General features: G+C 38.1%; 21 protein-coding genes. 5 read left to right on the forward strand and 16 right to left on the reverse strand.

The features are described 5' to 3' along the window. Window positions 1–7: 7 nt before the first annotated feature. The gene (locus JP39_RS10100) at window positions 8–976 is read right to left on the reverse strand and encodes an ABC transporter substrate-binding protein (RefSeq protein ID WP_041501197.1); all 969 of its coding nucleotides are present in this window, start codon (window positions 974–976) and stop codon (window positions 8–10) included. 1,042 nt (window positions 977–2,018) lie between these two features. On the opposite strand from JP39_RS10100, the gene JP39_RS10105 reads away from it, so the two are divergent. From JP39_RS10105 to JP39_RS10115, 3 genes are all read left to right on the forward strand, one after another. Further along, the gene (locus JP39_RS10105; protein ID WP_041501196.1) at window positions 2,019–3,227 is read left to right on the forward strand and encodes an MFS transporter; all 1,209 of its coding nucleotides are present in this window, start codon (window positions 2,019–2,021) and stop codon (window positions 3,225–3,227) included. 53 nt (window positions 3,228–3,280) lie between these two features. Further along, window positions 3,281–3,670 (forward strand): winged helix-turn-helix transcriptional regulator, encoded by a 390-nt coding sequence (locus JP39_RS10110; protein ID WP_041501195.1) that lies wholly within the window; start codon window positions 3,281–3,283, stop codon window positions 3,668–3,670. 312 nt (window positions 3,671–3,982) lie between these two features. Beyond that, entirely contained in the window at window positions 3,983–4,444 is a 462-nt protein-coding gene (locus JP39_RS10115) for a methyltransferase family protein (protein WP_245626377.1), read from the forward strand. Window positions 4,445–4,696: 252 nt separating this feature from the next. On the opposite strand, the gene JP39_RS10120 is transcribed toward JP39_RS10115, so the two are convergent. From JP39_RS10120 to JP39_RS10135, 4 genes are all read right to left on the reverse strand, one after another. Continuing rightward, window positions 4,697–4,882, reverse strand: coding sequence for a hypothetical protein (locus JP39_RS10120; protein ID WP_041501193.1), 186 nt, complete (start codon window positions 4,880–4,882; stop codon window positions 4,697–4,699). 704 nt (window positions 4,883–5,586) lie between these two features. After that, window positions 5,587–7,938: a phosphoketolase family protein gene (locus tag JP39_RS10125; RefSeq protein ID WP_041501192.1), complete on the reverse strand. Its 2,352-nt coding sequence runs from the start codon at window positions 7,936–7,938 to the stop codon at window positions 5,587–5,589. A gap of 101 nt (window positions 7,939–8,039) precedes the next feature. Then, a complete protein-coding gene (locus tag JP39_RS10130; RefSeq protein ID WP_041501191.1) occupies window positions 8,040–8,768 on the reverse strand; it encodes a GntR family transcriptional regulator in 729 nt (242 codons plus the stop codon). A gap of 675 nt (window positions 8,769–9,443) precedes the next feature. After that, complete coding sequence (locus tag JP39_RS10135; protein WP_041501190.1) at window positions 9,444–10,433, reverse strand: choloylglycine hydrolase family protein; 990 nt, start codon at window positions 10,431–10,433, stop codon at window positions 9,444–9,446. 806 nt (window positions 10,434–11,239) lie between these two features. Between JP39_RS10135 and JP39_RS10140 the strand changes: the two genes are divergently transcribed. Beyond that, on the forward strand, window positions 11,240–12,178 hold the full coding sequence (locus tag JP39_RS10140; protein ID WP_041501189.1) for a Dyp-type peroxidase: 939 nt from the start codon (window positions 11,240–11,242) through the stop codon (window positions 12,176–12,178). Between the two features lie 129 nt (window positions 12,179–12,307). On the opposite strand, the gene JP39_RS10145 is transcribed toward JP39_RS10140, so the two are convergent. The 4 genes from JP39_RS10145 to JP39_RS12615 form a co-directional block, all read right to left on the reverse strand. Further along, window positions 12,308–12,832, reverse strand: a complete 525-nt coding sequence (locus JP39_RS10145; protein ID WP_041501188.1) for an SLAP domain-containing protein — start codon at window positions 12,830–12,832, stop codon at window positions 12,308–12,310. Between the two features lie 202 nt (window positions 12,833–13,034). Further along, window positions 13,035–13,769 (reverse strand): class I SAM-dependent methyltransferase, encoded by a 735-nt coding sequence (locus JP39_RS10150; RefSeq protein WP_211257135.1) that lies wholly within the window; start codon window positions 13,767–13,769, stop codon window positions 13,035–13,037. A gap of 376 nt (window positions 13,770–14,145) precedes the next feature. Beyond that, entirely contained in the window at window positions 14,146–14,313 is a 168-nt protein-coding gene (locus tag JP39_RS12610; protein ID WP_157492463.1) for a hypothetical protein, read from the reverse strand. Between the two features lie 59 nt (window positions 14,314–14,372). Continuing rightward, complete coding sequence (locus JP39_RS12615; RefSeq protein WP_157492464.1) at window positions 14,373–14,525, reverse strand: DUF6095 family protein; 153 nt, start codon at window positions 14,523–14,525, stop codon at window positions 14,373–14,375. Window positions 14,526–14,712: 187 nt separating this feature from the next. Between JP39_RS12615 and JP39_RS10155 the strand changes: the two genes are divergently transcribed. Then, window positions 14,713–15,822, forward strand: a complete 1,110-nt coding sequence (locus tag JP39_RS10155; protein WP_041501187.1) for an SLC13 family permease — start codon at window positions 14,713–14,715, stop codon at window positions 15,820–15,822. A 612-nt stretch (window positions 15,823–16,434) separates the two neighbouring features. On the opposite strand, the gene JP39_RS10160 is transcribed toward JP39_RS10155, so the two are convergent. From JP39_RS10160 to JP39_RS10190, 7 genes are all read right to left on the reverse strand, one after another. Continuing rightward, window positions 16,435–16,968 carry a ClbS/DfsB family four-helix bundle protein gene (locus JP39_RS10160; protein WP_041501186.1) on the reverse strand — a complete coding sequence of 178 codons (534 nt, stop codon included), beginning with the start codon at window positions 16,966–16,968 and terminating at the stop codon, window positions 16,435–16,437. A gap of 579 nt (window positions 16,969–17,547) precedes the next feature. Continuing rightward, complete coding sequence (locus tag JP39_RS10165) at window positions 17,548–18,972, reverse strand: C69 family dipeptidase (protein WP_041501185.1); 1,425 nt, start codon at window positions 18,970–18,972, stop codon at window positions 17,548–17,550. 357 nt (window positions 18,973–19,329) lie between these two features. Beyond that, window positions 19,330–20,196, reverse strand: a complete 867-nt coding sequence (gene sdaAA, locus JP39_RS10170) for an L-serine ammonia-lyase, iron-sulfur-dependent, subunit alpha (RefSeq protein ID WP_041501184.1) — start codon at window positions 20,194–20,196, stop codon at window positions 19,330–19,332. A 14-nt stretch (window positions 20,197–20,210) separates the two neighbouring features. Further along, the gene (gene sdaAB / locus JP39_RS10175; RefSeq protein WP_041501183.1) at window positions 20,211–20,882 is read right to left on the reverse strand and encodes an L-serine ammonia-lyase, iron-sulfur-dependent subunit beta; all 672 of its coding nucleotides are present in this window, start codon (window positions 20,880–20,882) and stop codon (window positions 20,211–20,213) included. A 408-nt stretch (window positions 20,883–21,290) separates the two neighbouring features. Then, window positions 21,291–22,727 (reverse strand): C69 family dipeptidase, encoded by a 1,437-nt coding sequence (locus tag JP39_RS10180; RefSeq protein ID WP_041501182.1) that lies wholly within the window; start codon window positions 22,725–22,727, stop codon window positions 21,291–21,293. 395 nt (window positions 22,728–23,122) lie between these two features. Beyond that, window positions 23,123–24,115, reverse strand: a complete 993-nt coding sequence (gene tdcB, locus JP39_RS10185) for a bifunctional threonine ammonia-lyase/L-serine ammonia-lyase TdcB (RefSeq protein ID WP_041501255.1) — start codon at window positions 24,113–24,115, stop codon at window positions 23,123–23,125. A gap of 650 nt (window positions 24,116–24,765) precedes the next feature. Further along, window positions 24,766–26,163, reverse strand: coding sequence for a glycoside hydrolase family 1 protein (locus JP39_RS10190; RefSeq protein WP_041501181.1), 1,398 nt, complete (start codon window positions 26,161–26,163; stop codon window positions 24,766–24,768). Window positions 26,164–26,323: the final 160 nt, after the last annotated feature.

Raw genomic sequence — 26,323 nt, forward strand, 5'->3', positions numbered from 1 at the left:
ATTTTAATTATGGCTTCTGAATTTGATCAGGGTTAACGCCGATTGCTTTAGCATTAGCTTTGTTTACATAAAGTCTCAATGTGTGTGATGTTTCAACTGGCATATCTTGAGGCTTCTTTTTGTCGATCAAAATTTTGTAAGCCATTTTAGCTGTTTGTTTACCAAGGTCGTGGTAGTTGATTCCGTAAGTTGCTGTACCGCCATCTTCAGCCATTTCGATTGAACCAGTAACGACTGGCAATTTAGCTTCACGAGCTTTTTTACCAACGGTCTTCATGGAACTTGCCATCAAATTATCAGTTGGAATGTAGATACCTGAAACTTTTCCAGCTAATCCTGACAAAGCACTGGCAACATCATTGGTACTTGTGACACTGACGATATTTAGTTTCAAATTGTGATTCTTAGCGTATTTCTTGACCATCTTGATTTGCAAAACAGAATTCTCTTCGGATGAATTGTACAAAACACCGATTGGTTTGTCGTTTTTAGTCATCGTCGTCAATAACTTAACTTGCTTGTCGACCGGACCAAGATCCTTCGTACCAGTGACATTTGTACCAGGCTTCTTATCATTTTTAACTAAACCAGCACTTTCCAAATTAGTAACAGCTGTGACAACAATTGGTGTCGTTTTAGTCTTCTTAGCTAAAGCCTGTGCTGAAGGTGTGGCGATTCCTAAAATCAAATCACTCTTCTTTTGTGTTAATTGTTGTGCCATCGAGTTTAAATTCGATTGGTCACCTTGAGCATTTTGATAATTGTAATTAACTTTGATTGATTTATGATTTTGCTTAATTTCTTTATTCAACTGTTCCTTGAAGCCTTTACGTGCAGCATCGAGTGATCCATGTGGAACAATTTGTAAAATACCAACGTTTAGACTCTTATCTGATGATGCCGTTTTGTTAGAGCAGCCGACTAATAAAAGTGCTGCCATTGTGATTGTTAATAATCCGATTAATGTTTTTTTCATGAAAATACCCTCCCAAAAGTATAAAAAAAACCAGCTAGATTCGGATACGAATCTAACTGTTTAAATAATTGGGCCCAAATATTTTCTCCAGATAGATTCAACCCTGTATCTATCTGGCTTTAAATGACATGCTTAAAAGCTTTAGCCAATCGATAGATACGAACACGTACGCGTTCGTATCCAATGACCGGATACAAACGCTATCTAAAGAAAAAGCTAAAGGCAAATTGACTATTTAAATGTGAGCTAAGATTATTATTCATTTTCATAATAAAGTTCCCCTCGTTTTCAATTTACAATGACTAGTAAAACATTCACAGATTAATATGTCAATAATTTTATTAGAAATATTTAATGTAGCCGTTCCTTGACGCTGAAGAATTCGAGGAATGGAGTCCCACTATGAGGACCGGCTCGAGCCAAAGTACGGTCTCGACCCTAGCTTTTGAACTTCGAGAAAACCACTCGAATTTCAAAAGACGTCCTGTGCTGTAAGAACGGGAAAACCACCCGTCCTAACACCACTGCCACAGTGGTCTCCATTCCTCGAATTCTCCAGCTGGCTTATTTTTAGCCAAGTTAATTTGATATTAGATAGCTCAACTAAAATGAATGAATCATAAAAAATAATCCATTAAAGTAATTTACGGTTTAACATTTCCAGCATCGTTCTAATCTTCACAAAACAAATCAAATTCAAAATTGAGACTATAAAATCTGCAGTAAAACTAAAAATATTATAGCCTCCAGTTGTGAGGAAATCCACGTGCAGTGCAGGTGGCGTTAGTTCTGAAAGGACTTACCCCACCGACGTATTTTGAGATTTGTGGTCTATGCAAAGCTCAAAATCGAGGTTCGAGACCTTGGCTCGGACCGGTCGCACAGCCGTGGCATTCCCTCACAACTGGAGGCGGCAGTGAACAGTTAAAGGGGTAGGTACTTTTTAGTCCCTACTGCACTTTAAAGTACGTAATTGTTTATTTGTTCTAACCCCATATAATGTTACACATACTCAATTTTTACTTAAAGGGGCGAAAATAATATGAACAAAAAAATATCTCCAAACTGGATTCTTTTATCATTGGCTATCAGTGCCTTTGCGATTGGATCAACTGAATTTATCAGTGTCGGCATTATGCCTTTATTGACGAAAACTTTCGGCATCTCTATTTCTGAGGGTGGTCTGACTGTTTCCATTTATGCATTAGGTGTTATGTTCGGCGCACCAGTTTTAGCTTTGATTACTAATCGCTGGAATCGTAAAAAGTTATTGATTGGTATCATGGTTAGTTTCATTTTAGGAAATCTCTTAGCTACTTTGGCACCAAACTTTGCCATCTTATTGGCTGGTCGTGTCATTGCTGCCTTGTCACACGGAATTTTCATGACAATTGCTTCGTTAATTGCCGCTGATGTTGTGGCTCCAAACAAACGTGCTTCTGCCATTGCAGTAATGTTTACTGGTTTGACTGTTGCCACTATTACTGGTGTTCCAATCGGGACTTTCATCGGCCAAACTTTTGGCTGGAGAATGTCATTTGCTTTCCTAGTTACTTTAGGATTGATTGGACTTGTCAGCAACGCTATCCTCGTACCAAATGAATTGCCATTGCCTAAGCCTACTAGTGTTAAAGGTATCTGGCGCATCATTAAACAACCTCAATTACTCTTGATTTTGGTTATCACAGCTTTAGGTTACGGAGCAACTTTCCCCGTTTATACCTATCTGACAACAATCTTGAATAAAAATATGGGCTGGTCTGAAAGTGCCATCGTTATCATCTTGATTTTTTACGGTGTGGCCGTAGCTATTGGTAACACACTCGGTGGTCGTTGGGCTAATAAAAATCCTTTGCGTGCACTAATGGGAATGTTCATTGGTCTAGGTGTGGCATTACTTGTAATTAGAGCTACGATCAACCTACATTTCTTAGGTTTACTGGCTGTTCTATTGATGGGCTTATTTGCCTTTATGAACGTTCCTGGATTACAACTTTACATCGTTCAATTGGCTGAAAAATATACTCCTAATGAAGTTCCTTTGGCATCAGCTCTAAATATTTCTGCTTTCAACGTTGGAATCTCATTTGCTTCAACTGCTGGTGGTTTTGCTGTTGCACATCATCAAATTCTGAACACGCCATTTATTGGTATAATCATGTTGATCGCCAGTATCGTGCTCATTTGGGTTTTGATGAAAATGGAAAGTTCGACAGTTAATTCCAAAGATTTAGACTTGGAAAATTGCTAAGAATAATTAGTGATGTTAAGATACACTTACTGAAATCGGGAGGATGACGTCTTATGAAACAGGCAATTTATAATATCGGTGTTGAGGCAACTATGAGAATTATTGGTGGCAAGTGGAAACCAATTATTCTTTGTCACTTAAAACATGGCACCATGCGCACTGGTCAATTACGCCGCGCCATCCCCAACATCACTCAAAAAATGTTGACGCAACAACTTCGTGAACTAGAAGATGACGGAATTATCACTCGCAAGGTTTACAACCAAATTCCACCAAAAGTTGAATATTCTTTGACAGACTATGGTCACTCATTGAACAAAATTTTGGAGGAACTCTGTGTTTGGGGTGAGAACGATATCGAAATGCGCAAGCAAAAAGGTGAGAATATCATTCTTTTAAACAAAGAAGATGTTTCTAACGATGCCTTGCCTTACGCTGATTAAATTTAATTTCTATATAACTTTTTACACTATAAGGCAGTGATCTGATATTGGATCACTGCCTTTTTTGGACTTATCATTTGCAAGTGAACTATACTTTGTTTCAAACTTTATGTAACAAGATAATTAATTTTAAAAGAGGCAATTATGTACGGTATTCACAAAAAAACTATGTCTGCTAAAATTTTCATTCTAGTAGCTCAAATAATATACATCATCATCGACTATCTATTTGTATTTCCTAAGCTCACCAATTTCGTATCTATCAACATGCAGATTCTTATCGCCATAATCTTTATTAGGTTAAACTGCATGATGTTCATTTGGCTGCCACGAGGAATCAGCTGGAAAGAAGCTCTAGGCAATAGTTCTGCCTTTGCACTCTATTACCTTATCTTCCAAATTCTAGCCATCTGGGGCTCCACTAGACTGATTTGGAGCGGTTGGATTCTATTTATACTTGGATCACTCGTAAATTCCATATCGGAGCTGTTACGTAAACCGTTCAAGGACAATCCCGATAACAAAGGGAAATTATATACCGGTGGACTGTTCAAATATGCCGTCCATATTAACTATTTTGGAGACGTTCTATGGGTGCTGGGATTTGCTCTGGTCACTGGTAATCTTTGGTCATTACTAATACCTTTGATGCTCTTATGTACGTTTATTTTTTCCTATATACCCACAGCTGATAAATATTTGGAAGGTCATTATGGACAAGCATTCATTGACTATAAGCAAAAAACCAAATCACTAATACCTTTCATTTGGTAAATTGTAAGTTGAAAGAAATCCCACTACTACCTCACTTCTTCATCTGATTGGTTACAGTTTATCGTACATATGTTCGTATGGCAATCATAAAACCTATATACAAAAACTTAAATATTAAGCTAATAAAATAATGCTAATCCCTGCTTTAGATCAGCCAACCTGCGGAAGAAATAAGGACAAAAAAACTCATCACGATAACCAAATGATTACCACGATGAGTTTTTTTCTGTACCTTATATTTTAGCTGATTGATTAATCAGTAAACTTAAATGTATGTGTCTTTGAAATTCTATCTTCTGAGTAAACTGCTAATGCGATTGCGGCAATTGCAACTGCTGGAATGGTGTATCGACTTTGCAAGACGAATAACATCATTAATAATACGGCCACTACCGCCATTAGTGCTACTTTCATGAATTTTACGTTTCTTGTTGTCATAACATCCACCCCTTAGTGTTTTCTCTTTTTCCATAAACGATAATACCATGCTAAAAAGGCTTTAACAACCCGTCATACCAGGGGTTAGAGCCCTTTCAATAATATGCTTTTTAATTCTAATAATACCTATTATTGTCTTAGAACAAATTAAAGTTTACATTCTACTCGCAGTAGGTGTTTTAAAAAGCTTCACATTTTTTCAACAGAATTATGAAAGTTTCTTAGAATGAAACTTATTCAATTATTTTTAAACTTATTTTTCTATAAACGTTGGTGTGACGGGGTTTGTGGACAGCTGTTTACGATGAGTGAACAGTATTTTTTAGTTTGTTGGTTTAATAATTTTAATTTTAGGATGAATTTTGATTTGTTGTGCTTTGGGTTTTAGTGATATGCGCAGGTGCTTGATTCATTTGATGGAGCTGTTTTTTTTAGTTCATTGGATCTTTTGGTTTCTGAAATAGTTTAGATTTTGTTTGAAACAACAAAAAAGCTGTGGGAATCCTCGTTGGAATTTCTACAGCTTTAGTTTTAGTTATATTAATTTTAAAAGCTTTGTTGGGGCATGCAGTGGCTCTGAAACGAGTTCCGACAGTGCAACTCCTTCCGCTTTTCATAATTAAGCAAATCACACGCAAAACCAGCGTGCAATTCACTTAATTACGAAAATGCTCGGGAGCTAACCGCCCTGTCTCCACTCTCTGCTATTCCCACTTCCACTCTTGAACTTCTGGCAAATCATCGCCATATTCGCGGATATACTTGTTATGCTTATCAACTTTAGCTTCCATTTCATCAGCAAAGTCGCTTGCACCATCGCCTTGTACGGCCACAGCTGCTTCTTCTGCCAAGTGGAATCTATCCATCTCATTAACTACACGCATATCGAATGGTGTTGTGATATCACCATTTTCACGATAACCATGTACGTAAAGATTGTGGTTTTCACGATCAAAGAAGATGTCTTTAATAATATCTTCGAAACCGTGGAAGGCAAACAATACTGGTTTATCAATTGTGAAGATTTCGTTGAATTCTTCATCTGTTAAACCACGAGGGTCAACTTTTGGTGATCTCAACTTCAATAGGTCTACGACGTTCACGAATCTAATCTTGAGTTCTGGCTTAGCTTTTCTAAGAATGCTAATAGCAGCCAACGATTCAAGGTTTGGTTCTGTTCCGGCAGCAGCAATCACAATATCAGGATCTCCGTTGTCATTTGAGGCCCAATCGATTACCTTGAGTCCCTTTTCAGCCAATTCTTGACCTTCTTCAATTGAGTAGAATTGTGGTCTTGGTTGCTTTGAAGTAACCAATAAATTGATCTTTTCTTGGTCATCCAAAATCTTTGGCATTACGGCTAACAATGAGTTTGTGTCGGCTGGGAAGTATTCACGGATATACTCTGGTTTCTTTTCAGCCAAGTGAGTAATAATACCGGGATCTTGGTGAGTGTAACCATTGTGATCTTGTTGGAAAGCTGTTGATGTAGCAATAACGTTTAGTGAAGGATACTTCTTTCTCCAACCTAATTCGTTAGCTTTTCTAAGCCACTTGAAGTGTTGTGTCAACATTGAGTCGACTACTCGTAAGAATGCTTCATAACTAGCGAAAATACCGTGACGACCTGTCAAAGTATAACCTTCGTTAAAACCTTCTGCTTGGTGTTCTGAAAGTTGTGAATCGATGATACGACCAGCTGGTGCTTCATATTGGTCATTTGGTTCGTGAACTGGTTCCATCCATTGACGGTTTGTTGTCTTAAAGATGTCATACAAACGGTTGGACATTGTTTCATCGGGTCCAAATAATCTGAAGTTATCTGGATTATTCTTGATAACATCTTCCAAATATTTACCAAGCTCGATCATATCTTGAGCAACTTTAGAACCACGTTTATCAAAGTTTAATGCGTAATTTTTATAGTCTGGCAATTTAAGAGGCTTTGGATCAACTCCACCATTAACGATAGGGTTCATAGCCATTCTGCTTTGACCCTTAGGTGCAATCGCAGCAATTTCACTCTTCAAAGTACCATTTTCATCAAATAATTCGTCTGGTTTATAAGATTCCATCCATTCAACCAATTTGTCTGCATGTTGCATATCATTTTGGTCAACAGGAATTGGAATTTGGTGAGCTCTAAATGAGCCTTCAATTGGAACGCCATCCCAAGTCTTAGGGCCAGTCCAACCTTTAGGGGCACGGAAAATAATTACAGGCCACTTAGGCATCTTAGCTTCTGAGGCTGGGTGTTTTCTAGCTTCTGTTTGAATGGATTGAATCTTTTCGATTGCAGCATCAACGGTTTGAGCCATTTCTGGGTGCATCTTTTCAGGATCAGTTCCTTCAACAAACATTGGATCCCAACCCATACCTTCAAAGTACTTAGTCAAATCTTCATCACTCTTACGTGACAAGATTGTTGGGTTAGAAATCTTGAAACCATTTAGATTTAAGATTGGCAATACAGCACCATCATCAACTGGGTTAATGAAGACGTTTGAGAACCATGAAGCGGCCAAAGGACCAGTTTCTGCTTCCCCGTCACCAATAACAACAGCAGCAATTTCGTCAGGATTATCCAAAACGGCACCTACACCGTGTGATAGAGAATAACCTAATTCTCCACCTTCATGCATTGATCCAGGAGTCTCAGGGGCAGCATGTGATGCAACACCGCCTGGGAATGAAAATTGCTTGAATAGCTTTTGCATACCTTTAGTATCTTGAGTAATTTCTGGATAAGTTTCAGTGTAACTACCATCAAGATAAGAGTTTGAAACCATTACTTGCCCACCATGACCAGGGCCTTCGATATAAAACATTTTGAGACCATACTTGTTGATAGCACGGTTTAAATGAGCATAAATAAAGTTTTGACCGGCGATAGTTCCCCAGTGTCCAATCGGATGAACTTTAACATCGTCAGGTTTTAATTCACGTCTTAATAAAGGATTATCTTTTAAGTAAAGTTGACCAACAGAAATATAATTTGCTGCTTGCCAATATTTATCTACTAAATTTAAGTATTCTTTTGATGAGTAATCTGTCATTACCAGCACACTCCTTATGTATTTACATTGAGTATCATAACTAGAATATTTTAAAAAGTCAACCATTTGATAAATTGGTGCGTTCCAATTATTGGAAACTCTTACTTATTTGCCAAATCAACGAATGAATCGTACTTGAAATACTTATAATGCAACTTCATTGTCGAAAATTCGAACGGTGTTCCGTCGTCTAAGAAGAAAATACCTTCCATCAATCCAACAGGTTCATTATCAGCTAAATGCAATAACTCCTTACCTTCAGCATCAGATGGTTCTGCCGAAATATTCAAGTAAGTTTTATTAACTTCTTTGCCTAATTCTGATTCTACATAATTGAAGATAGATTCAGAAGCAATTTGCTCTGACAATTCAGGCGCCAACTTGATGGGAATATAGCCAGTTTCAATCATGAATGGCACGTCATCCAACAGGCGCAAGCGTTTGAAGGCATAGACGAATTCTGAAGGCTTGAGAAATAAATTATCCTGTAAATCTTTACTTGGATGCACAACGTCAAAACTCAAAACTTTCACGCCTGGCTTTTGTCCATTAGCGTTGAAACTGTCCGTGATACCAAGGTTCTTGCCACTGTAATTGAAAGACGAACCTTGCTTCAAATACAACGGATTAACAAATGTCCCTGAACCACGTTTTTTAAAGATGATTCCTTGATCAGCCATTAAACCTAGAGCTCGTTTGATAGAGCTGCGGCTGACACTGTAACTTTCTGCTAGAGATCTTTCATCAGGTAAACGCATATCTGAGAACTCCCCAGCATCAATTGATTTTTTCAATGATGTAATAATTTTTTGATAAACTAAATCGGCCATTACATTTCCTCATTTCATAATTGGGTCGCACCAATTTTTGACATGGTGATTATCTTTTACTTTAGTTACATCTTATAACATATTGGAGTTAGATACCAAAAATTTACTGGTATGGTTTTTCTTTGCCGTCTCCGGTCGTCAGAAATTTTCGCCTGCTGTGGGACCGGCTCGAGCCAAAGAACGGTCTCGACCCTCGCTTTTGAACTTCGAGAAAATCACTCGAATTTCAAAAGACGTCCTGTTATGTAAGACTGGAAAATCGCCAGCCTAACATAACTACCACTGCTGGCGAAATTTCTGACAAACGGAGACTAGGCTTTTGAATTAATTGATATTTAACTGGAATGACCAATTTATCTGAATGAAAAAAAATAATGGATGAAATGCTAGTGGAAAACCTAACATCTTATCCATTATTATCAAATTCAATCAATTATTTATTATCAGATACACATCAATACAATTCACACTACTAATTAGTCGGAAGAGCTGAGAAATATTTACCCGCTGTGGGTGTGGCGTTAGAGCTTTAGCTCTTACACCACCGGGCGTGTTTGGAGACTTACCGCATTTTGGTAAGGCTTCAAAACAACCGAGGTTCGAGACCGCTCTTCGGCTCGGACCGGTCCGCATAGTAGGTAAATGTTTCTCAGCTCTGGAGACAAAAACGAAAACCTAGTTCAATGTTGCGAATTCTTGTTTTAGAGCTACTTCGAATTCTTTTGGTTCTTTTTGGTTATTGATCAAATCTTCTGTCATCTTAACTGAGTAAACTGTTCTGTTACCGTATGGTACAAAATACATTACTTTATTAGTTAAGTCCAAAACTGTTTGGTATTGTGTGTAGCTTGGGTCGCCATTATCTTTCAAATTAACACCACGAGGAATTGTTACACTGTCGAGAATGTGCAAAATTGTGTTTACGGCTTGCTTAGCATTCTTTGGTTGTTCAGTCTTGCTACGGTTGAAAGCTGTTCTGACGAAACGGTCAACGGCTGTGTAGCCTCCTGGCAATCTGAATGTACCATTTGAACCTAATGGAATAACTTCTTGGTCACCGAAATTCTTAGCCTTGAAACTCATTTGTTGAGCACCCAAGTAGTTAGCCAAGTTAGTCTTGTGCCAGTCATAGTTAGGTGTATTAGTCATAACACCAACTTTATCTTCTTCAAGAATTAAGCCATTGCCCTCTGGTTCTAGGACATAAGTTGCCCCTGTAGCATCGCTGAAAATAAAGTGTAATGGTTGATTTTGACCCATAACACCAGCATCTGAATCAATCAAACGAACTTCCTTCAAATTTTCACGGAGTTCATCAATGTTCTTGTTGTTACCTAATGCCCAAAGAATAAATTCTTCAGCGACAAGATTCATTTTTCCTTCAGTTGGTTTTTCATCATACTTGGCTGCGTTTGAGAAATATAATTCAGCAGCAGATAGACCGTATTCATTGAAACCGTCGGCTACCATATAGTTATTACCATATTTGGCACCTGTTCCCATGATTGCGTAATCCGTTGTATAAACCGCTTGATCAAATGATGAGATCCATTTGTAGTTTTCTGGTAAGAAAGTTGGACGACCATTCAATTCGAAGGCGAAATCCATTGTTCTTGCTAAAAATTTAGAGCCATCTAAAGCTCCTAGGCTAAGACTTGTGCACATATATCTGTACTTCCTTTCGGGATAATTCCTAGTTAAATTATTAAATTAGTTATTAATTTTATTATTCTCCTAAATTAACGCATAATCAAGAATTTTAATTTATGAATTTTAAACAAAGGTATACAACTTGAAAGTTTCCATCTCCAGGAATGAGCATACTCACCTGCTATGCGGACCGGTCCGAGCCAAAGTACGGTCTCGAACCTCGGTTTGAAGCCTCGCAAAAACCGCGAGTCTCCAAACACGCCCGGTGGTGTAATGGCTAAAGCCATAACGCCACACCCACAGCGGGTGAATATGCTCATTCCTTCCGATTAATTTATTCATTAATTCTCAGATTTCTGAAGAACTACCGTTACTTTCCTTTTGATTATATTAATCCTTAAACTGACATTTAATAAGGATGATTATTATTTTTTCAATATAATAAGATAAATTAGACAAATCATCTACTAAATAATGTTTACTAAAATAATACTTCAACCGCTTTTTGGCGATACATTAAATTCAATTCCGGTTCATTTTATCCAACAAATACATTAGCTGGAGATTGTGCGGAATGGTGAACGCTGTGCCAGTGGAGTTAGGACGGGCGGTTTCACCGTTCTTACTCCACTAGGACGTTTTTGAGACGTGGTTTTCGGCTCAAAAGCGAGGTTCGAGACCGCTCTTTGGCTCGAACCGGTCCTCATAGCGAGAACCATTCCGCACAATCTCCAGCGGCCCCAAAAACCAATCTTTAAATGCTTAAATTTTCCAGTTCTATGATATGGTTTCGGTATAAACAATATTTGGAGGATAATTTCATGACCGTTGACATTAAAAAAGCTCAAGACGTTTATAAAGATGCCGGTGAAAGTGTTATTTTCGCAACTTTACTGCTGAACCATAAAAATCAAGCTGATGAAAAAGATGCTATCGCTGAATTCTCTGACTTATCTAATTCCATAATTAATAGTATGCGTATTCGTGACCCTGAGGCTCAAGCTCATATTGCTTGGGGATTTGGAGCTGATGCTTGGGACTACCTTTTCCCTGATGCACCAAAACCAAAACAATTATCAACTTTCCAAGAAATTAAAGGTCCAAAGTATACCGCCGTTTCCACACCCGGAGATATTTTTATCCACGTTCGAGCAAAAAATATGGCTGTCTGTTATGAATTAATGGATCAGTTCATGGGCATCCTTCGTCCCATCACTTCGGTTGAGGACGAAACTCATGGTTTCAGATACCTCGAAGGTCGTTCAATTGTCGGTTTCATTGACGGTACTGAAAACCCAGCTGGCGTTGAATCGATGGACTACACGCTAATTGACGATGATGAAGAATTCGCCAACGGTTCATATGCCTTTGCCCAAAAGTATATTCACAACATGGATGCTTGGAAAAGTCTCTCAACTGACGAACAAGAAAAATCAATTGGTCGTCACAAATTTTCTGACCGCGAACTGGCCGATGATGAAAAACTTCCTAACGCTCACAACGTTATTTCCAAAGATATGAAAGATGGCATTGAACACAAAATTGTCAGAATGAATGTACCTTTCTCCGACCCTGTCAAAGATATTACCGGAACTTATTTCATTGCTTATACCAAAGATTTCTCAATCACCAACCGTATGCTGGAAAATATGTTTACTAAGAGCGATCGTCTTTTAGACTTCAGTACAGCAGTCAGCGGAACGTTATTCTTCATCCCTTCAAAAACTACTTTAGAGAAAATCGCTGAAGGTGAATATTAGATGTTTCTTGTGAAACAATTGTTTCATGATATAAAAGAACAGGTAAACTCAAAAGAATAATTCTGAGTTTACCTGTTCTTTTTCTATCCATTTATCCCATACAAAATAATTTAAAATTGAATTAAAAAACTATTGGTCTATTTGAATCCATTCATTCTGACCGACTTGATAATAACTATCTCCATTCGGAAAGTCTATTTCTGATCCAATTAACCACTCATTAGTAGGTAATGTTTTATCTGTTTTTTCCATTTTAAAAGAATCAGTATTTAAATTAAAAATCGGATAATTTTTATAAGTGTACAATCCAAAAATAACGCTGTAATTATCTACCAATACAACATCACTGAGTTTAACCCATTCATTTGTTGCAACACGGTAATATTTACCATCCGTAATTTTATCAGAATCAGTTCGTTGATCACTATACCAATTACTATTAATCGCTAATTCTCGATCGCTTATAGGTGAAAACTCAAACTGGGGATCCCAATCATTTCCTGCAACTTGTTTTCCTTTAGCATATAACCTTGTTGTCTTAAAAGTGTGAACCAAAAGGCTATCTGCTCCACTGGCCCTAACTGTTTGACTAAAACTTCCAAAAGAAATAAGTGCTAAAGCTGAAACAAGTACAAATCTAACGAACTTTTTCATTCTCTCCACTCTCCCTCGTTGTTTAGGGAAATATTAGCATCTGACCAACAATTCAAAATACACTAAAACGCAAATAAATTTTATTTTATTTTAGATTATTGGTTGTGGCATTTTTTACATCGTGCTATAGTTTTTCAATTTTTTAATCAGACAAAAGAAGCCAGAACTTCCAAACTAATACTTGGAAATTCTGACTTCTTGTTTATCTATTTTTATTAGTAGCTGAAACGATCAACATCATTGGTCGGCGCATTTCATCCTTCATTCCCGGAAGATCCATCATGTCTTTGGGTGGCATTGGTTCAACAACTTGCGTAATTTGAAAATTATTTTTAAGCAGTCCATTTAAGTAAGTTGTCAAAGTCTTATGATACTTAACAACCGTTTCACCCAAAAAGTCAGTCTCACGTTTACCTTCATAAAAATAATTATCAACTGGAAAATCTTTAATTTGACCATTACTGTCATAATTCCACTCTTCACTGCCTTGAGCAGTAAAAATTGGATGCTCAACCGAAAAGATGAAAGTTCCATTCAGTTTAAGATAATGGCCAATCTTTTTTACCATATCGTCAAAGTTTTCTACATAGTGCAAAGCTAGTGAACTTAGGACGACATCAAATTTATTATCTTCAAATTTTATTTTAGTAATATCATCATGCACGTAAGTTATCTTATCGCTCACAGTTTTAGAACGAGCAACATGCAACATTCTCTCGGACATATCGACACCGACAACTGCACTGGCACCTTTATCAACGGCATACCGATCATGCCAACCGTAACCACAGCCTAAATCCAAAACTACCTTATCTTGGAAATCTGGCAACATTGGTTTCAACGTACTCCACTCGCCAGCACCAGCTAATCCATTCTTACTACGATTCATCTGACTATATTTATCAAAGAATTTTTCATTGTCATATATGTTTTTCATAATTTTCTCCATGTAGTTATATTTTTATTTGCGTACCACATGGAGTAATACTCTTTTGAAAGCTATCATTATTTGCCTCCTCAATTTTGCTACAAGTAATATATTGTGCCGTTTCCGGAGCTGAGAGTATTCATCTGCTCCAACTAATTTATTTCTTTATGAATGAGACTATGCGTTATAAATAATTTTATCATATTTAAAATATTCTCAATCTGTAGAATCAATTAAAAAAAGCACTGTACATCTTCATCAGAAAGAATCTGAATACTTGTACAATACTTTAACAATATAGCTACCTTAATTGAGCTTTATTTAATATTTGAGCTAACTTGAATAATACTAAAGCAGCTGAATATTCTCAGTCCTGGAGACGGCACTATTCAGCGCGTCTTAAATTTTTAATAAACATTAATGATGTTAAAACCATCAAAAATCCTGAGAAAGCTAAGAAAATTCTTCCAACGAAGAATCCGGGATCTACGGTCATTTCAATGATGCTTAGAATCATTGAAACAAGGACCAAAAGAAAAATACGCTTAAACATAATAGAAGTCCTCCCCTATTTGATAAGGCGATTATAACAATTTTTTCCTCTAGGTACTACTACTTTGGAAATATCACGAATATAGCTGCGAAAAAGACGATGGTACCAGCTGATAAGGTCAGATAATATATCAATTCCCTCTTAGCTCTGAAAGACACGGTCATTATGGCGATTCCGACAATGAACATCAAAATTGATAAAATTATTTGCATTTATTATCCTCCCTCATGTTGATATTTATTATACTTAGGTTACAATACATTATGCTTTTTATATAAATAATTTTTGAAAAAATTAAGTTTTGGAAACTTATTTGTTATTTTTTGTATAATTATCTTTTTTAACAGTACTTTTATCTTTATACTATATAAGGACTAATTTTTTGTAGGGGAAACGTAAATGGCCGTATTAAAACGTGTATTTTCAGATAGGGTGTTGTGGATCGCTGGTGCCGCAGCAATTTTGACATCTATCTTCATTAGTCCACCACAATTGATGGACATAAATTGGAAGACGCTCGCATCGCTACTATCTATGATGATTATAATCCAAATTTATGATTATTTGGACTTTCTTAAATATTACGCGGCGTATATGACGCATAAAGCGAAAACTACGCGACAAATGATATTTATGCTAGCTTCATTAGCTTTTTTTGGAGCTATGTTTTTAACTAATGATGTTACGATTTTAACCTTAGTACCATTATTTTATCAACTTTCCAAACATATAAAAGTCAACCCAATTTTCCCAGTGATCATCATCGCGATGGCCGCTAACCTTGGAAGTATTTTTACGCCGTTTGGTAATACCCATAACTTATTCCTGTTGACGCACTTTAATTTAGGAATCAAACAATTCTTTATCATGTCTACTCCGATAACGATTGTTACTTTCATAGCAGTCTTTTTAGCCACTCGGTTCTTTCCAAAAGATCCAATCGAATTGACTGAGTTACCCGCTGTGGAATTAAATATTCCTAGTTTATCTTTAACAGTCGCTGTCACAGTAGTAATCTTCCTTGGAATTTTTTCAGTTATCCCAATGTGGGGTTCATTGATTGCGGCACTATTGCTGGTGATTTTCATCAATCCGCATATTCTTGAATCAGTTGATTATTCTATCGTGCTGATATTCATGTGTTTCTTTATTGCCGTTGGTAATATTAACCGTGAACCAGCAATCGTTAATAATCTACATCAATTCTTGCAAACAAGAACAAGCACTTACTTAACATCGATTATTACCAGTCAATTCATTAGTAATGTTCCAACGACTATCTTAGTTTCTAAGTTTTCTAAATATGTTCACGCCATTTTCTTAGGTACGAATATTGGTGGACTTGGTACTGTAGTTGGTTCACTTGCTAACTTATTGGCTTTCAAACAATACAGATTTTTCTTTAAGAAAGATCCTGGTAAGTATTTATTGTACTTCACAATAATCAACTTTACTATGTTGGTTATCATTGGTACTATCGGGTATTTCTTGATTGATCTTGGGCTTTAAAGTCACTCATATTATGGGTGGCTTTTTTATTTTGCTTTGACTGCCGCCTCCGATTGTCAGAAATTTTCGCCTGCTGTGGGACCGGTTCGAGCCAAAGTTCGGTCTCGAACCTCGCTTTTGATCCTTGCAAAACCGGCAAGTCTCAAAAGTCGTCCGTGCTGTAATGGCTGAAGCCATAACAGCACTTTCACTGCTGGTGAAATTTCTGACAATCGGAGGCTGAGGTTTTAAATAATTCTGAGTTATTGGTTTAAAGTTCAAGTAACCTTCATACAGCTCAACAATATCTTATTCATATATTATAAGAACTAAAGTAAAGCCCATTAAATCAACATCCAACAATATATAGTCGGAAGAGCTGAGAAGTATTTCATCCGCTATGAAAGTGGCGTTACGGCTTTAGCCGTTACACCACCGGGCGAGTTTGGAGACTTACCGAACTATGGTAAGGCTTCAAACCGAGGTCTGAGACCGCACTGTGGCTCAGGCCGGTCCGCATAGCAGATGAAATACTTCTCAGCTCTGGAGACAGCAAGCAAAAAAGCAGCACCGACAATCCCTAAAGATTGTAAGCACTGCTTTTTGTTCTATTTGACTAAAAACCATTTGATTCTATGAATTTACTGGTTTTTTATCTCTTAAGTTAAAGTTCTTCCATTTTCTAACTTGTCTACTGTAGTTATTGAATGGTGAAACGGCGTTTATTCTGATCCATTTAGCTACTGGCCACATTGCTTTGGTTGTTGCCCACTTACGCTCGCCAGGTGTGAACAACTCATCGTGTGACATATCCTCAATCCAAGCAATCAACTCAGCCACGACACTGCCAAGTTCTGCTTTTTCGTTCTCGATGCCATCTGAACCATATTTGATATTGAAATCATGGTATAACTGACGCATTTGATCCCATTTGTAGCCAGGAGTAGGTGTGGTAATTTTGGCCCCACCAGCTTCAGCTTTCTCCCATGATAAAATCATATTAATCCAACCAACTTGATATGAGAGCATCTCTCTAGGAGTCTTATCTACCTGATCGATTCTTTCATCAGCAACATCATCGCTAATTCCCTCATATTCATCAATGAATTTATGATAACTCTCTTTAATCTGGTCTATCAATTCTTGTGAATTTTTATATACCTGCATACATTCGCTACCTTTCATTGATTTTTCCCAAACTGGGAAAGTCCCAATATCTATTATAGCCTTGAAATTGTCACTATGGGGAAAAAACGCTCATGATATAGCAAATTTGTTGTTAGAAAACGTTTTATTTGTGTTATATTAATAAGTTATGCAAAATTTTCTTCCTTGATTTGGGGAAAATTCTTTTAGAGGGGCGTGGGGTTTGGACGTTTAGGTATTGAAATATTTTAAATTTTTGTAAAAAGAGTGATTTTTTTGGTTTTGGTATGTAAAAAGCAGATGGTTTTGCGACTTGAATTATAAGTTCAAGTGCTGATCATCTGCTTCTTTTTCATTTTGGGTTGCTGGTTATTCGAGGGCTTAACTTTGGGAACATCCTTTTTATCGGTTTCTTTAAGTTAGTTCTCTTTTTTTACTGCTTTTGTATTTTAGACCTTGTTTAAATATGCAGTGGCTCTAAAACGAGTTCCGCAGGCCAATCCCTTCCGCTTTGCCTAACTTCCCAAATCATCCGCAAAAAACGCGGATAATTCGTGAAGTCATGCAAATGCTCGGGGATTCCCGGGCCTGCTCCACTCTCTACAAATTTGGATCCATCTTAAATGTCAATTTCGACAGCTCTGTCCCTTGTGTAATCAAATCTGCTAGGTGGGCTTTTGTTGTGTCATTAAAGTGTTTTGCTATCTGATGATTTTGCTCTGTTAAATAATCTGCCAATTTTTGTCCTGTCATATTGGCTGTTTCTTTATCAACTGCTGCTATTTTTCTTCTTGACCATGATGCTAGTTCTTTTTGATAGTCTAAATTAGCCGTAGCAAACTCGCTGTAATGACTTTCAACGATCATTGACAATGATTCATATAACCAATATGCGCTCTTTAAATCTAATTTCTCGGGCACGTAGCTATATGATTCATCTATATCATCCGCATTGGTGAAAAATGGCACGTATGGTGTGAAGCTGGGAATGCCTAATGCTTTCCATTCGATGGCATTGGCAGCTACTTTCTTGGAATCGCGTAATTGTAGAATATGGGAATTGGCTGTTCTTGATAAGGAAATGGCACGGTAACGTTTCTTATCTTCTTCAGAACCACTGCCGATTGGGTCAAATTTGGTCTCATTGTAGTGTGATGCCAAAATATATTGAATGTCTTCAACGGAGATCTTCTTCTCAGGCTTTCTCAAGAATGGCAAATCGTCTGACTCGGGATCTTGCTCAATTGAAGGGTTCAAGACTTTTTGACCATACCAAACTCTCGGTGTGTTGTAGTGGCGGTCTTGTTTGGTGCTTGTGCCAAAGATGTGTCTGAAATTCCAGCCGTTTAAATCTGGATTCAAGTCGTGTTCGCTGACAAATTCTTGAATTCCATCGGACCACATGTAATTTTCTGGATCATTGAAATCGATGTCTTCGATTCCAATTTGATTGGCAGCTACTACATAACAGTCGTCAGGGATTCTTATGGCAACCCAGTGGTGACCTGTAGCCAATTCCATATACCAAATTTCATCTTCATCGAAAAATTCCACGCCGTTACTTTCAGTTGAACCGTATTTGGCAATCAAATCACCAAGATACTTCACGCCTTCACGAGCGGAATTGATGTATGGCAAAACTAAGGTTGTGATTGAATCTTCAGCCACACCGTTCTCAATCAATGGATCATATGCCAAAACTTTTTCATTGGCGGTAACACTTTCAGTTGCACTCATACCAACGTTTTTCTCATTGATACCGTCTTCTTCGTACCACCCCTCGTCTTGATTAGCATCTGGTGAAGAAGTATAGCGATAACCAGTTTCAGGCAGTTCGACACTTAATTTATTGTATGGTGATGTATAAGTTTCATGACGTCCAGAAACTGCTGGTTGCACGAAAAACCTCTTGGGCCAGTTAGCTACAAAGTTATCTTCGTTACGTGCAATATAGTTAACGCCATCCATTGCGGCCTTTTTACCTACCATAATTGAGGTACAAGCCATGTGCGTCTGTTGTCTCATAATTTTTTTAAGGTTGAAAAAACGTAATTACAGCCTTTAATTCCTCCTAATTTATTTACTTTAAAAACTAACTTTTAAAACAAAGACAATGTCATATCCAATAATATTGAATTAGCATTGCCATTTTAATTACTTATTTATTAATAATTCAAAACCACTTCGAAGAAACAAATACACTAGCTGGAGGTTGTGAAAAATTAAGTCGGCTGTGGTAGTGGTGTTAGGACTTTAGTCCTTACTCCACAGGACGAGTTTTGAGACACGATTTTCGGCTCAAAATCGAGGGTCGAGACCGCACTTTGGCTCGAGCCGGTCCCATAGCAGACTTAAATTTTTCGCAATCTCCGGCGGAACTATCTAATCTCCAAAAATTTCTTTTTTCAGTCTCAAAGCAGTCGGTGTTGTTGCTAAGCCACCTTCGGCTGTTTCTTTAAAGATTGATGGCATTTGTTGACCAACTTTGTGCATTGCTTCAACCACTTCGTCAACTGGAATGACACTCTTAATTCCGGCTAGAGCCATGTCGGCTGAAATCATTGCTTGTGAAGAGCCCAATGCATTACGTTTAACACATGGCACTTCAACTAAACCAGCCACTGGATCACAGACTAGTCCCATCATATTTTGCAAAGTGATAGAAATTGCTTCAGCCGCTTGTTGAGCTGTTCCACCTTTAGCACATACCAAAGCTGCAGATGCCATTGCGGCGGCCGAACCGACCTCTGCTTGGCAACCACCTTCGGCACCGGCAATTGATGAATTATTCGCAATTACTAGTCCAAAAGCCCCAGCTGTGAAGAGAAAGTCAACTTGTTGATCACGTGTTAAATGTAGTCTATCTCTTGTGGCAACTAGTACTCCGGCTAAAACTCCAGCACTACCGGCAGTTGGTGTGGCACAAATCAAACCCATTTTGGCATTAACTTCATTGACCGCTACGGCGTTACGAACAGCTTCCAAAATTGGTTCTCCACTCAAGAAATCGCCTTTTTTAATATAAGCATCCATCAACTTAGCATCCCCACCAGTCAAACCAGTAACTGATTTAACTCCAGCGATACCTTGCTTGATAGATTTTTCCATAACTTCCAAATTACGTTCCATCTGCGAACGGATAAATTCCTTGCTACGATCAGTATTTTCCATCTCAGTTTGGATCATCAAGTCAGCAACTGAATCGTAATCGGCACTTTTTTCAACTAATTCTTTAATTGTATAAAACATCTTGTAATCCCCTATTATTCAAAATACGTTGCATTATCGACATTTGGCAAAGCTCGTAATTTTTCCAGAATCTCTGGCTTGTCACGGCGTTCGTCCACTTCAATAATCATGATGGCTTTCTCACCTTTGGAAGCACGAGTAACGGTCATGGTACCAATATTGATTTTGAAATTTGAAAAGACATCAGTAACTTTGGCAATCATTCCGGCGACATCTTGGTGAACGGTGATATAAGTTGGTGTACCAAGGCTCAAAGACATCTTGAATCCATTGATTTCAGAAATTTGAATATTCCCACCACCAATTGAAATACCAGTTACAGACAACTCGTGGTCACCTTTAACTAGATTGATTTTGGCGGTATTTGGATGGTCAACTTTGTCACTCTTGGGAACGAAAGCCACTTTAATGCCTTGTTCGTAAGCTATTTTCAAGGAATCAGCTAGATGTTCATCATCAGGTTCCATGCCTAACAAACCACCAACAATGGCGACGTCTGTTCCGTGACCACGATAAGTTTTGGCAAATGATTCATACAAATCAATCGTAATCTTATCTGGCTTTTCACCGAAAATATCGTGGACTACTTTCCCAATTCTGGCTGCTCCGGCGGTATGAGAACTGCTGGGTCCAACCATTACGGGTCCAATAATGTCAAAAACACTTTTAAAACGTATATCTTTCATGGTTATTACCTCTGTATTTATTAGGGTGGAAGTTTCGTGAAGTATGCCGTTTCCGGATAGGTACTCGACTACTGATTATTAAATAATATATTCAGTTTTAGTTTACAATTTTTAATTCAGTTATTCAGCTTTATTCAGATATAAAGAACGACAAATATCTTTTGTCTCCATTTTGGTTATTGGGGATTTTGGGGATATTTGTCGTTTTTTTTATTGATGGATTACTTATAAAAGATATTTATATCGGCTGTTGTATTTTAGACCTTTGCTGTGTAGGCAGTGGCTCTAAAACGAGTTCCGCAGGCCAATCCCTTCCGCTTTGCCTAACTTCCCAAATCATCCGCAAGGTGCGCGGATAATTCGTGAAGTCATGCAAATGCTCGGGGATTCCCGGGCCTGCTCCACTCTCTACAAATTTGGATCCATCTTAAATGTTAACTTCGACAACTCTGTCCCTTTTGTTACTAAATCTGCTAAGTGGGCTTTTGTTGCGTCGTTATAATGTTTAACTATTTCTTTATTTTGTTCTGTTAGATAATCTGTTAATTCTGAACCGCTCATTGTGACTGCTTTTTTATCAACTGCCGCAATCTTTCTTCTGGCCCATGATGATAACTCTTTTTGATAATCTAAGTTTGGTTCCACGAATTCTGCATAATGTGATTCTACTACCATTGCTAAGGCTTCATACATCCAGTATGCACTCTTCAAATCTAATTTATCTGGTGTATAACTGTATGATTCGTCAATGTCATTGGCATTAGTGAAGAATGGTACGTGTGGGCAGAAACTTGGAATTCCAAAACCTGTCCATTCAACGCCGGCTGCTCCATTTTTGTCTGAATCTCTCATTTGTAGAATGTGAGAATTGGCTGTTCTGGAAAGTGAAATGGCACGATATGTTCTCTTGTCATGGTCACTGCCGCTGCCCATTGGATCGTATTTTGTTTCATTATAATGTGATTTCAAAATATATTGGATGTCTTCAACAGCAATCTTCTTTTCGGCTTTTCTGATGAAAGGAAGTTCTGGTGATTCTGGTTCTTGTTGGATTGATGGGTTCAAATAACGTTGTGCAAACCAGACACGTGGTGTGTTGTAATGGTGGTCTTGTTCAGTATCTGTTCCGAAGATGTGGCGGAAATCCCAACGGTCAAAGTCTGGATTTAAGTCATTGTCAGAAACGAAATCTTGAATTCCGTCAGCCCACATGTAGTTTTCTGGGTCGTTAAAGTCGATATCTTGGATGGCTACTTGGTTAGCAGCAACGGCATAACTGTCGTCAGGAATTCTTACAGCAACCCATTGATGTCCGGTAACAACTTCCATATACCAAACTTCATCTTTATCGTTGAATTGCAAACCATTACCTTCAGCGGAACCATATTTGGCAACTAAATCACCAAGATATTTAACACCATCACGAGCTGAATTGATGTATGGCAATACTAAAGTTGCTAGTGAATCTTCAGCCAAACCATCTTTAACGTATGGATCGAAAGCCAAAACTTTTTCATTAGCATAAACACTCTCAGTTGCACTCATACCAACATTTTTCTCATTAAAACCGTCTTCTTCGTTAGGACCAGCAGTCTTTTGGTTCGTGCTTGGAGTAGCGGTATAACGGTAACCACTTTCTGGATAAGGTGCTGTCATATTGTTGTATGGTGAAACATATGTCTCATGACGTCCAGAAACAGCTGGTTGAACGATGATACGCTTAGGTTCAATTGCCAACATACGGTCTTCATTTCTGGAAATGTAAGTTGCTCCATCCATAGAAGCTTTCTTACCTACCATAATTGATGTACAAGCTGATGCTTCAAAACGATCGAGTTCTGTCATTTTTATCCCCCAATTAAAAATTTCTTTATATACGTGTGGTGCCAGTTAAATATGCCGTCTACAGAGCTGGGAAATATTCTCAAGCTGTGCGGAACGGCCCGAGCCAAAGAGCGGTCTCGGACCTCGGTTTGAAGACTTGACACAGTTCGTCAAGTCTCCAAACACGCCCGGTGGTATAAGTACGGGAGAATTTCCCGTACTTATACCACTACCACGGCACACAAATATTTCCCAGCTCTTCCGACTAATTGATTACTATTAATTGAATGTAAAAGTATACAAATGTATTAACATTCAAATTATTTAAGCAATGCAATATTTGCAATAAATTACCAACCAGTACCATGCGCCTTTATATCGTTTATGATACTCGTTCCCCTATTTCAAGGACAACCCTATCCGACAAAATGATCAATATTCGTAGCAACACGTTCGAGGTCGACATTACCACCGGAAACTAAAGCTACCACCCGCTTATTTTCCAACCAACAAGGATCAATTTTGTGTGCTTCCAAAGCAGCGGTTGGCAAAGCGCCAGCTCCTTCAGCCACAACTTTTGCCCGTTGCAACAAGTCTTTCATCGCTGTAGCAATTTCTTCTTCACTGACCAAAACCATCTCATCCACTAAATGCTTAGTAATTGGAAAAGTTATTTGTCCCGGCGTTGCCACCGCAGTTCCATCAGCCAAAGTTTTATCAACGCCAAATGTCGTAATCTCATTAGCCCGATATGAGGCTGTCATTCCGTGAACATTTTCCGACTGCACACCAATCAAGTGAATCTGTGGATTAATAGTCTTGATAGCCGTCGCAATTCCCGAAATCAGACCGCCACCGCCAACTGGCACAATAACCGTGTCGACATCTTCCAATTGATTCAAAATTTCCAAACCAATCGAACCCTGTCCAGCAATCACATCCACATCATCGTATGGATCAACAATCGTATAACCTTTGTCAGCGGCCTCTTCTTCCATAAATTGGTGTGCTTCATCAAACGTATCGCCATGCAAAACTACTTGCGCACCATAGCCAGCCGTAGCTTGTTGCTTAGCCAATGGAGCTCCATGCGGCATAACAACAATTGACTTGATGCCCAACAATTTAGACGTCAAAGCAACACCTTGAGCATGATTTCCTGCCGAAGCAGTGATAACACCGCGTTCTTTTTCTGATTCACTCAAATGGTTAATTTTATTAAAGGCACCGCGAAACTTAAAAGAACCAGTCAGCTGCATATTCTCAAGTTTCAAATAGACCTCCCCACCAGTCACATCCCGACTCAAGAACATCGACTGAATCAACGGCGTCACCCGACCAACCTGATGAATCAAGTGAGCAGCCTTTTTAATATCGTGAATCGTTACCGGATTCTGAAACCGTGGCATTGCATTTAAATCTTCGACAGTCATCAAAACATCCACCTCCAAATTCATTCCATTTTCATGTTAACGCTTACATTTAGCTAAAACAACACATTTTTGTGATTCTTATCACATTTATTTTTGCCTGTTTACTGGGGTTAGACACGTGTATCCGAAAACTACTACACTAAATTTTCATGAAAATAATTACATCTTTTACAACTTGGGATAAGCGAGCATTCAACCGCTCCTCCGCCTAATTTATTGATGGAAAATTCTAATCTTAACTATTCCGTATTAATGACCAAAAAGCCGTTATATATTATTTGATAATAAATAGAATCATAATAGTCCAAAACAGATTCTATAGTTCAAACATATATAACTTACAATTAAACTAAATATCAAAAATAACTTCTGACATCAATTTACTAACATGTGATTAAAACATGGAATTTATCAAAAAAAACTAGCCTCTGGTTGCCAGAAATGTAGTACCGCTGTGAAAGTGGCGTTATGGCTTTAGCCATTACACCACGGACGTCTTTTGAGACGCGGTCTTCGGCTCAAAAGCGAGGCGCGAGACCTTGGCTCGCACCGGTCCCACAAGCGGGTATCTACATTTCTGGCAACCGGAGGCGGCATATTTCAAAAACAAAAAAAGAAGCCCATTTTTAGTGAGCTTCCACAGTTTCTAAATTGTTTAAATTGGCACCGTTTGTTTTGATGACACGTTGCAGCCACCAATAGCTTTTCTTAGGTACCCGTTGCATATCTTTCAAATCATGATTAGTCCGGTTAACATAGACTGTTCCGTAACGCTTATCCATATTGCCGCTTGAACTAGGAATGTCAATCAATCCCCACCCCAAGTAGCCCAAGACTTCCACGCCATCTTCCAAAACAGCATCTTTCATCGCTTGAATATGGTCACGCATGTAATTAATGCGATAGTCGTCTTGAATTTCTTTACCATCGTAAACTTCACGCACTCCCAAACCATTTTCAATTGGAAACATTGGCAAGCAATATTCATTGTAGACTTTGGTCAAAACATCCCTGAATCCGAGTGGATCAATCTGCCAACCAAATTCTGAAGTCTGCAAGAATGGATTTTCTTGCGCACCATAATCCAAATATTGGTTAGGCACTGTCCCATCTGGAACCTTGGCAGAGTTGATAGTTTCACTGCGATAATAACTGAACGCTAGAAAATCTGATGATACTTGAATCAAAATTTCATCATCATTTAACTGATAATCCATTTCAATCTTATGATTTTTAACATATGTCATAACTTCATGTGAATAACGTCCGTAAACGAAAGAATCCAACAAGTCGCGGTTCAAAAATTCATTTATCTGACGTGCATATAAAACATCTTTAGGATTAGGTGAAGCTGGATAAACTTCGGTATAAGCCAACATCCCACCGACTAAACAGTCAGTTTTCTCATGAATATAATTGGCAACACCCGCGTGCGCTAACATAACGTGATGGCTGATTTGATACATTTCATCAACCGTTTTGTCGCCCTTCATATATCCTGAAATTTTGAATGCTTCAGTCGTATGATACAAATTCTGTTCATTGAAAGTAATCCAATATTTTACACGGTCGCCAAAGCGTTTAACCATTTCAGTTCCGTATCTGACAAAGGCGCTGACGACTGGACGAGATAGAAAGCCGTTGTATTTTTCAGCTAAATTCAGTGGCATATCAAAGTGGTACAAACAAATCATCGGCGTAATATTACGTTTCAACAAGGCATCAATCAATTTGTCATAAAACTCAATCCCCGCTTCATTGAAATTGCCGTCACCATCCGGATCAACACGACTCCAAGAAATTTGGAAACGATAAAAGTTCATTCCCTGATTGGCCATCAAATTGAAATCTTCTTCATAACGATGATATTCATCAATCGCATCATGCCAATCGGAAGTATTAGCAGTTGCCTCTTTGATGTCATAAACCGATTTACCTTTACCATCCACGTTCCAAGCGCCCTCAGTTTGCATACTGGATGTTGAGTTTCCCCAAAAGAAATTCTCTGGCAATTTTTTATTCATGATCCACCTCATCCTCTCTTATGAATACGTTTTCAGCATACCACAAAACTTATTAATGTAAATATCCGGTTGCAAATAAGTATATACTTTTAAATAAAACGAAAATCGTACATTTTTAATGCTACACTATTAATGATATAAGTTAGGGGGCTGTCTGTTA

Origin of the sequence: Companilactobacillus heilongjiangensis (assembly GCF_000831645.3) — a bacterium.
Classification (GTDB): Bacteria; Bacillota; Bacilli; order Lactobacillales; family Lactobacillaceae; genus Companilactobacillus; species Companilactobacillus heilongjiangensis.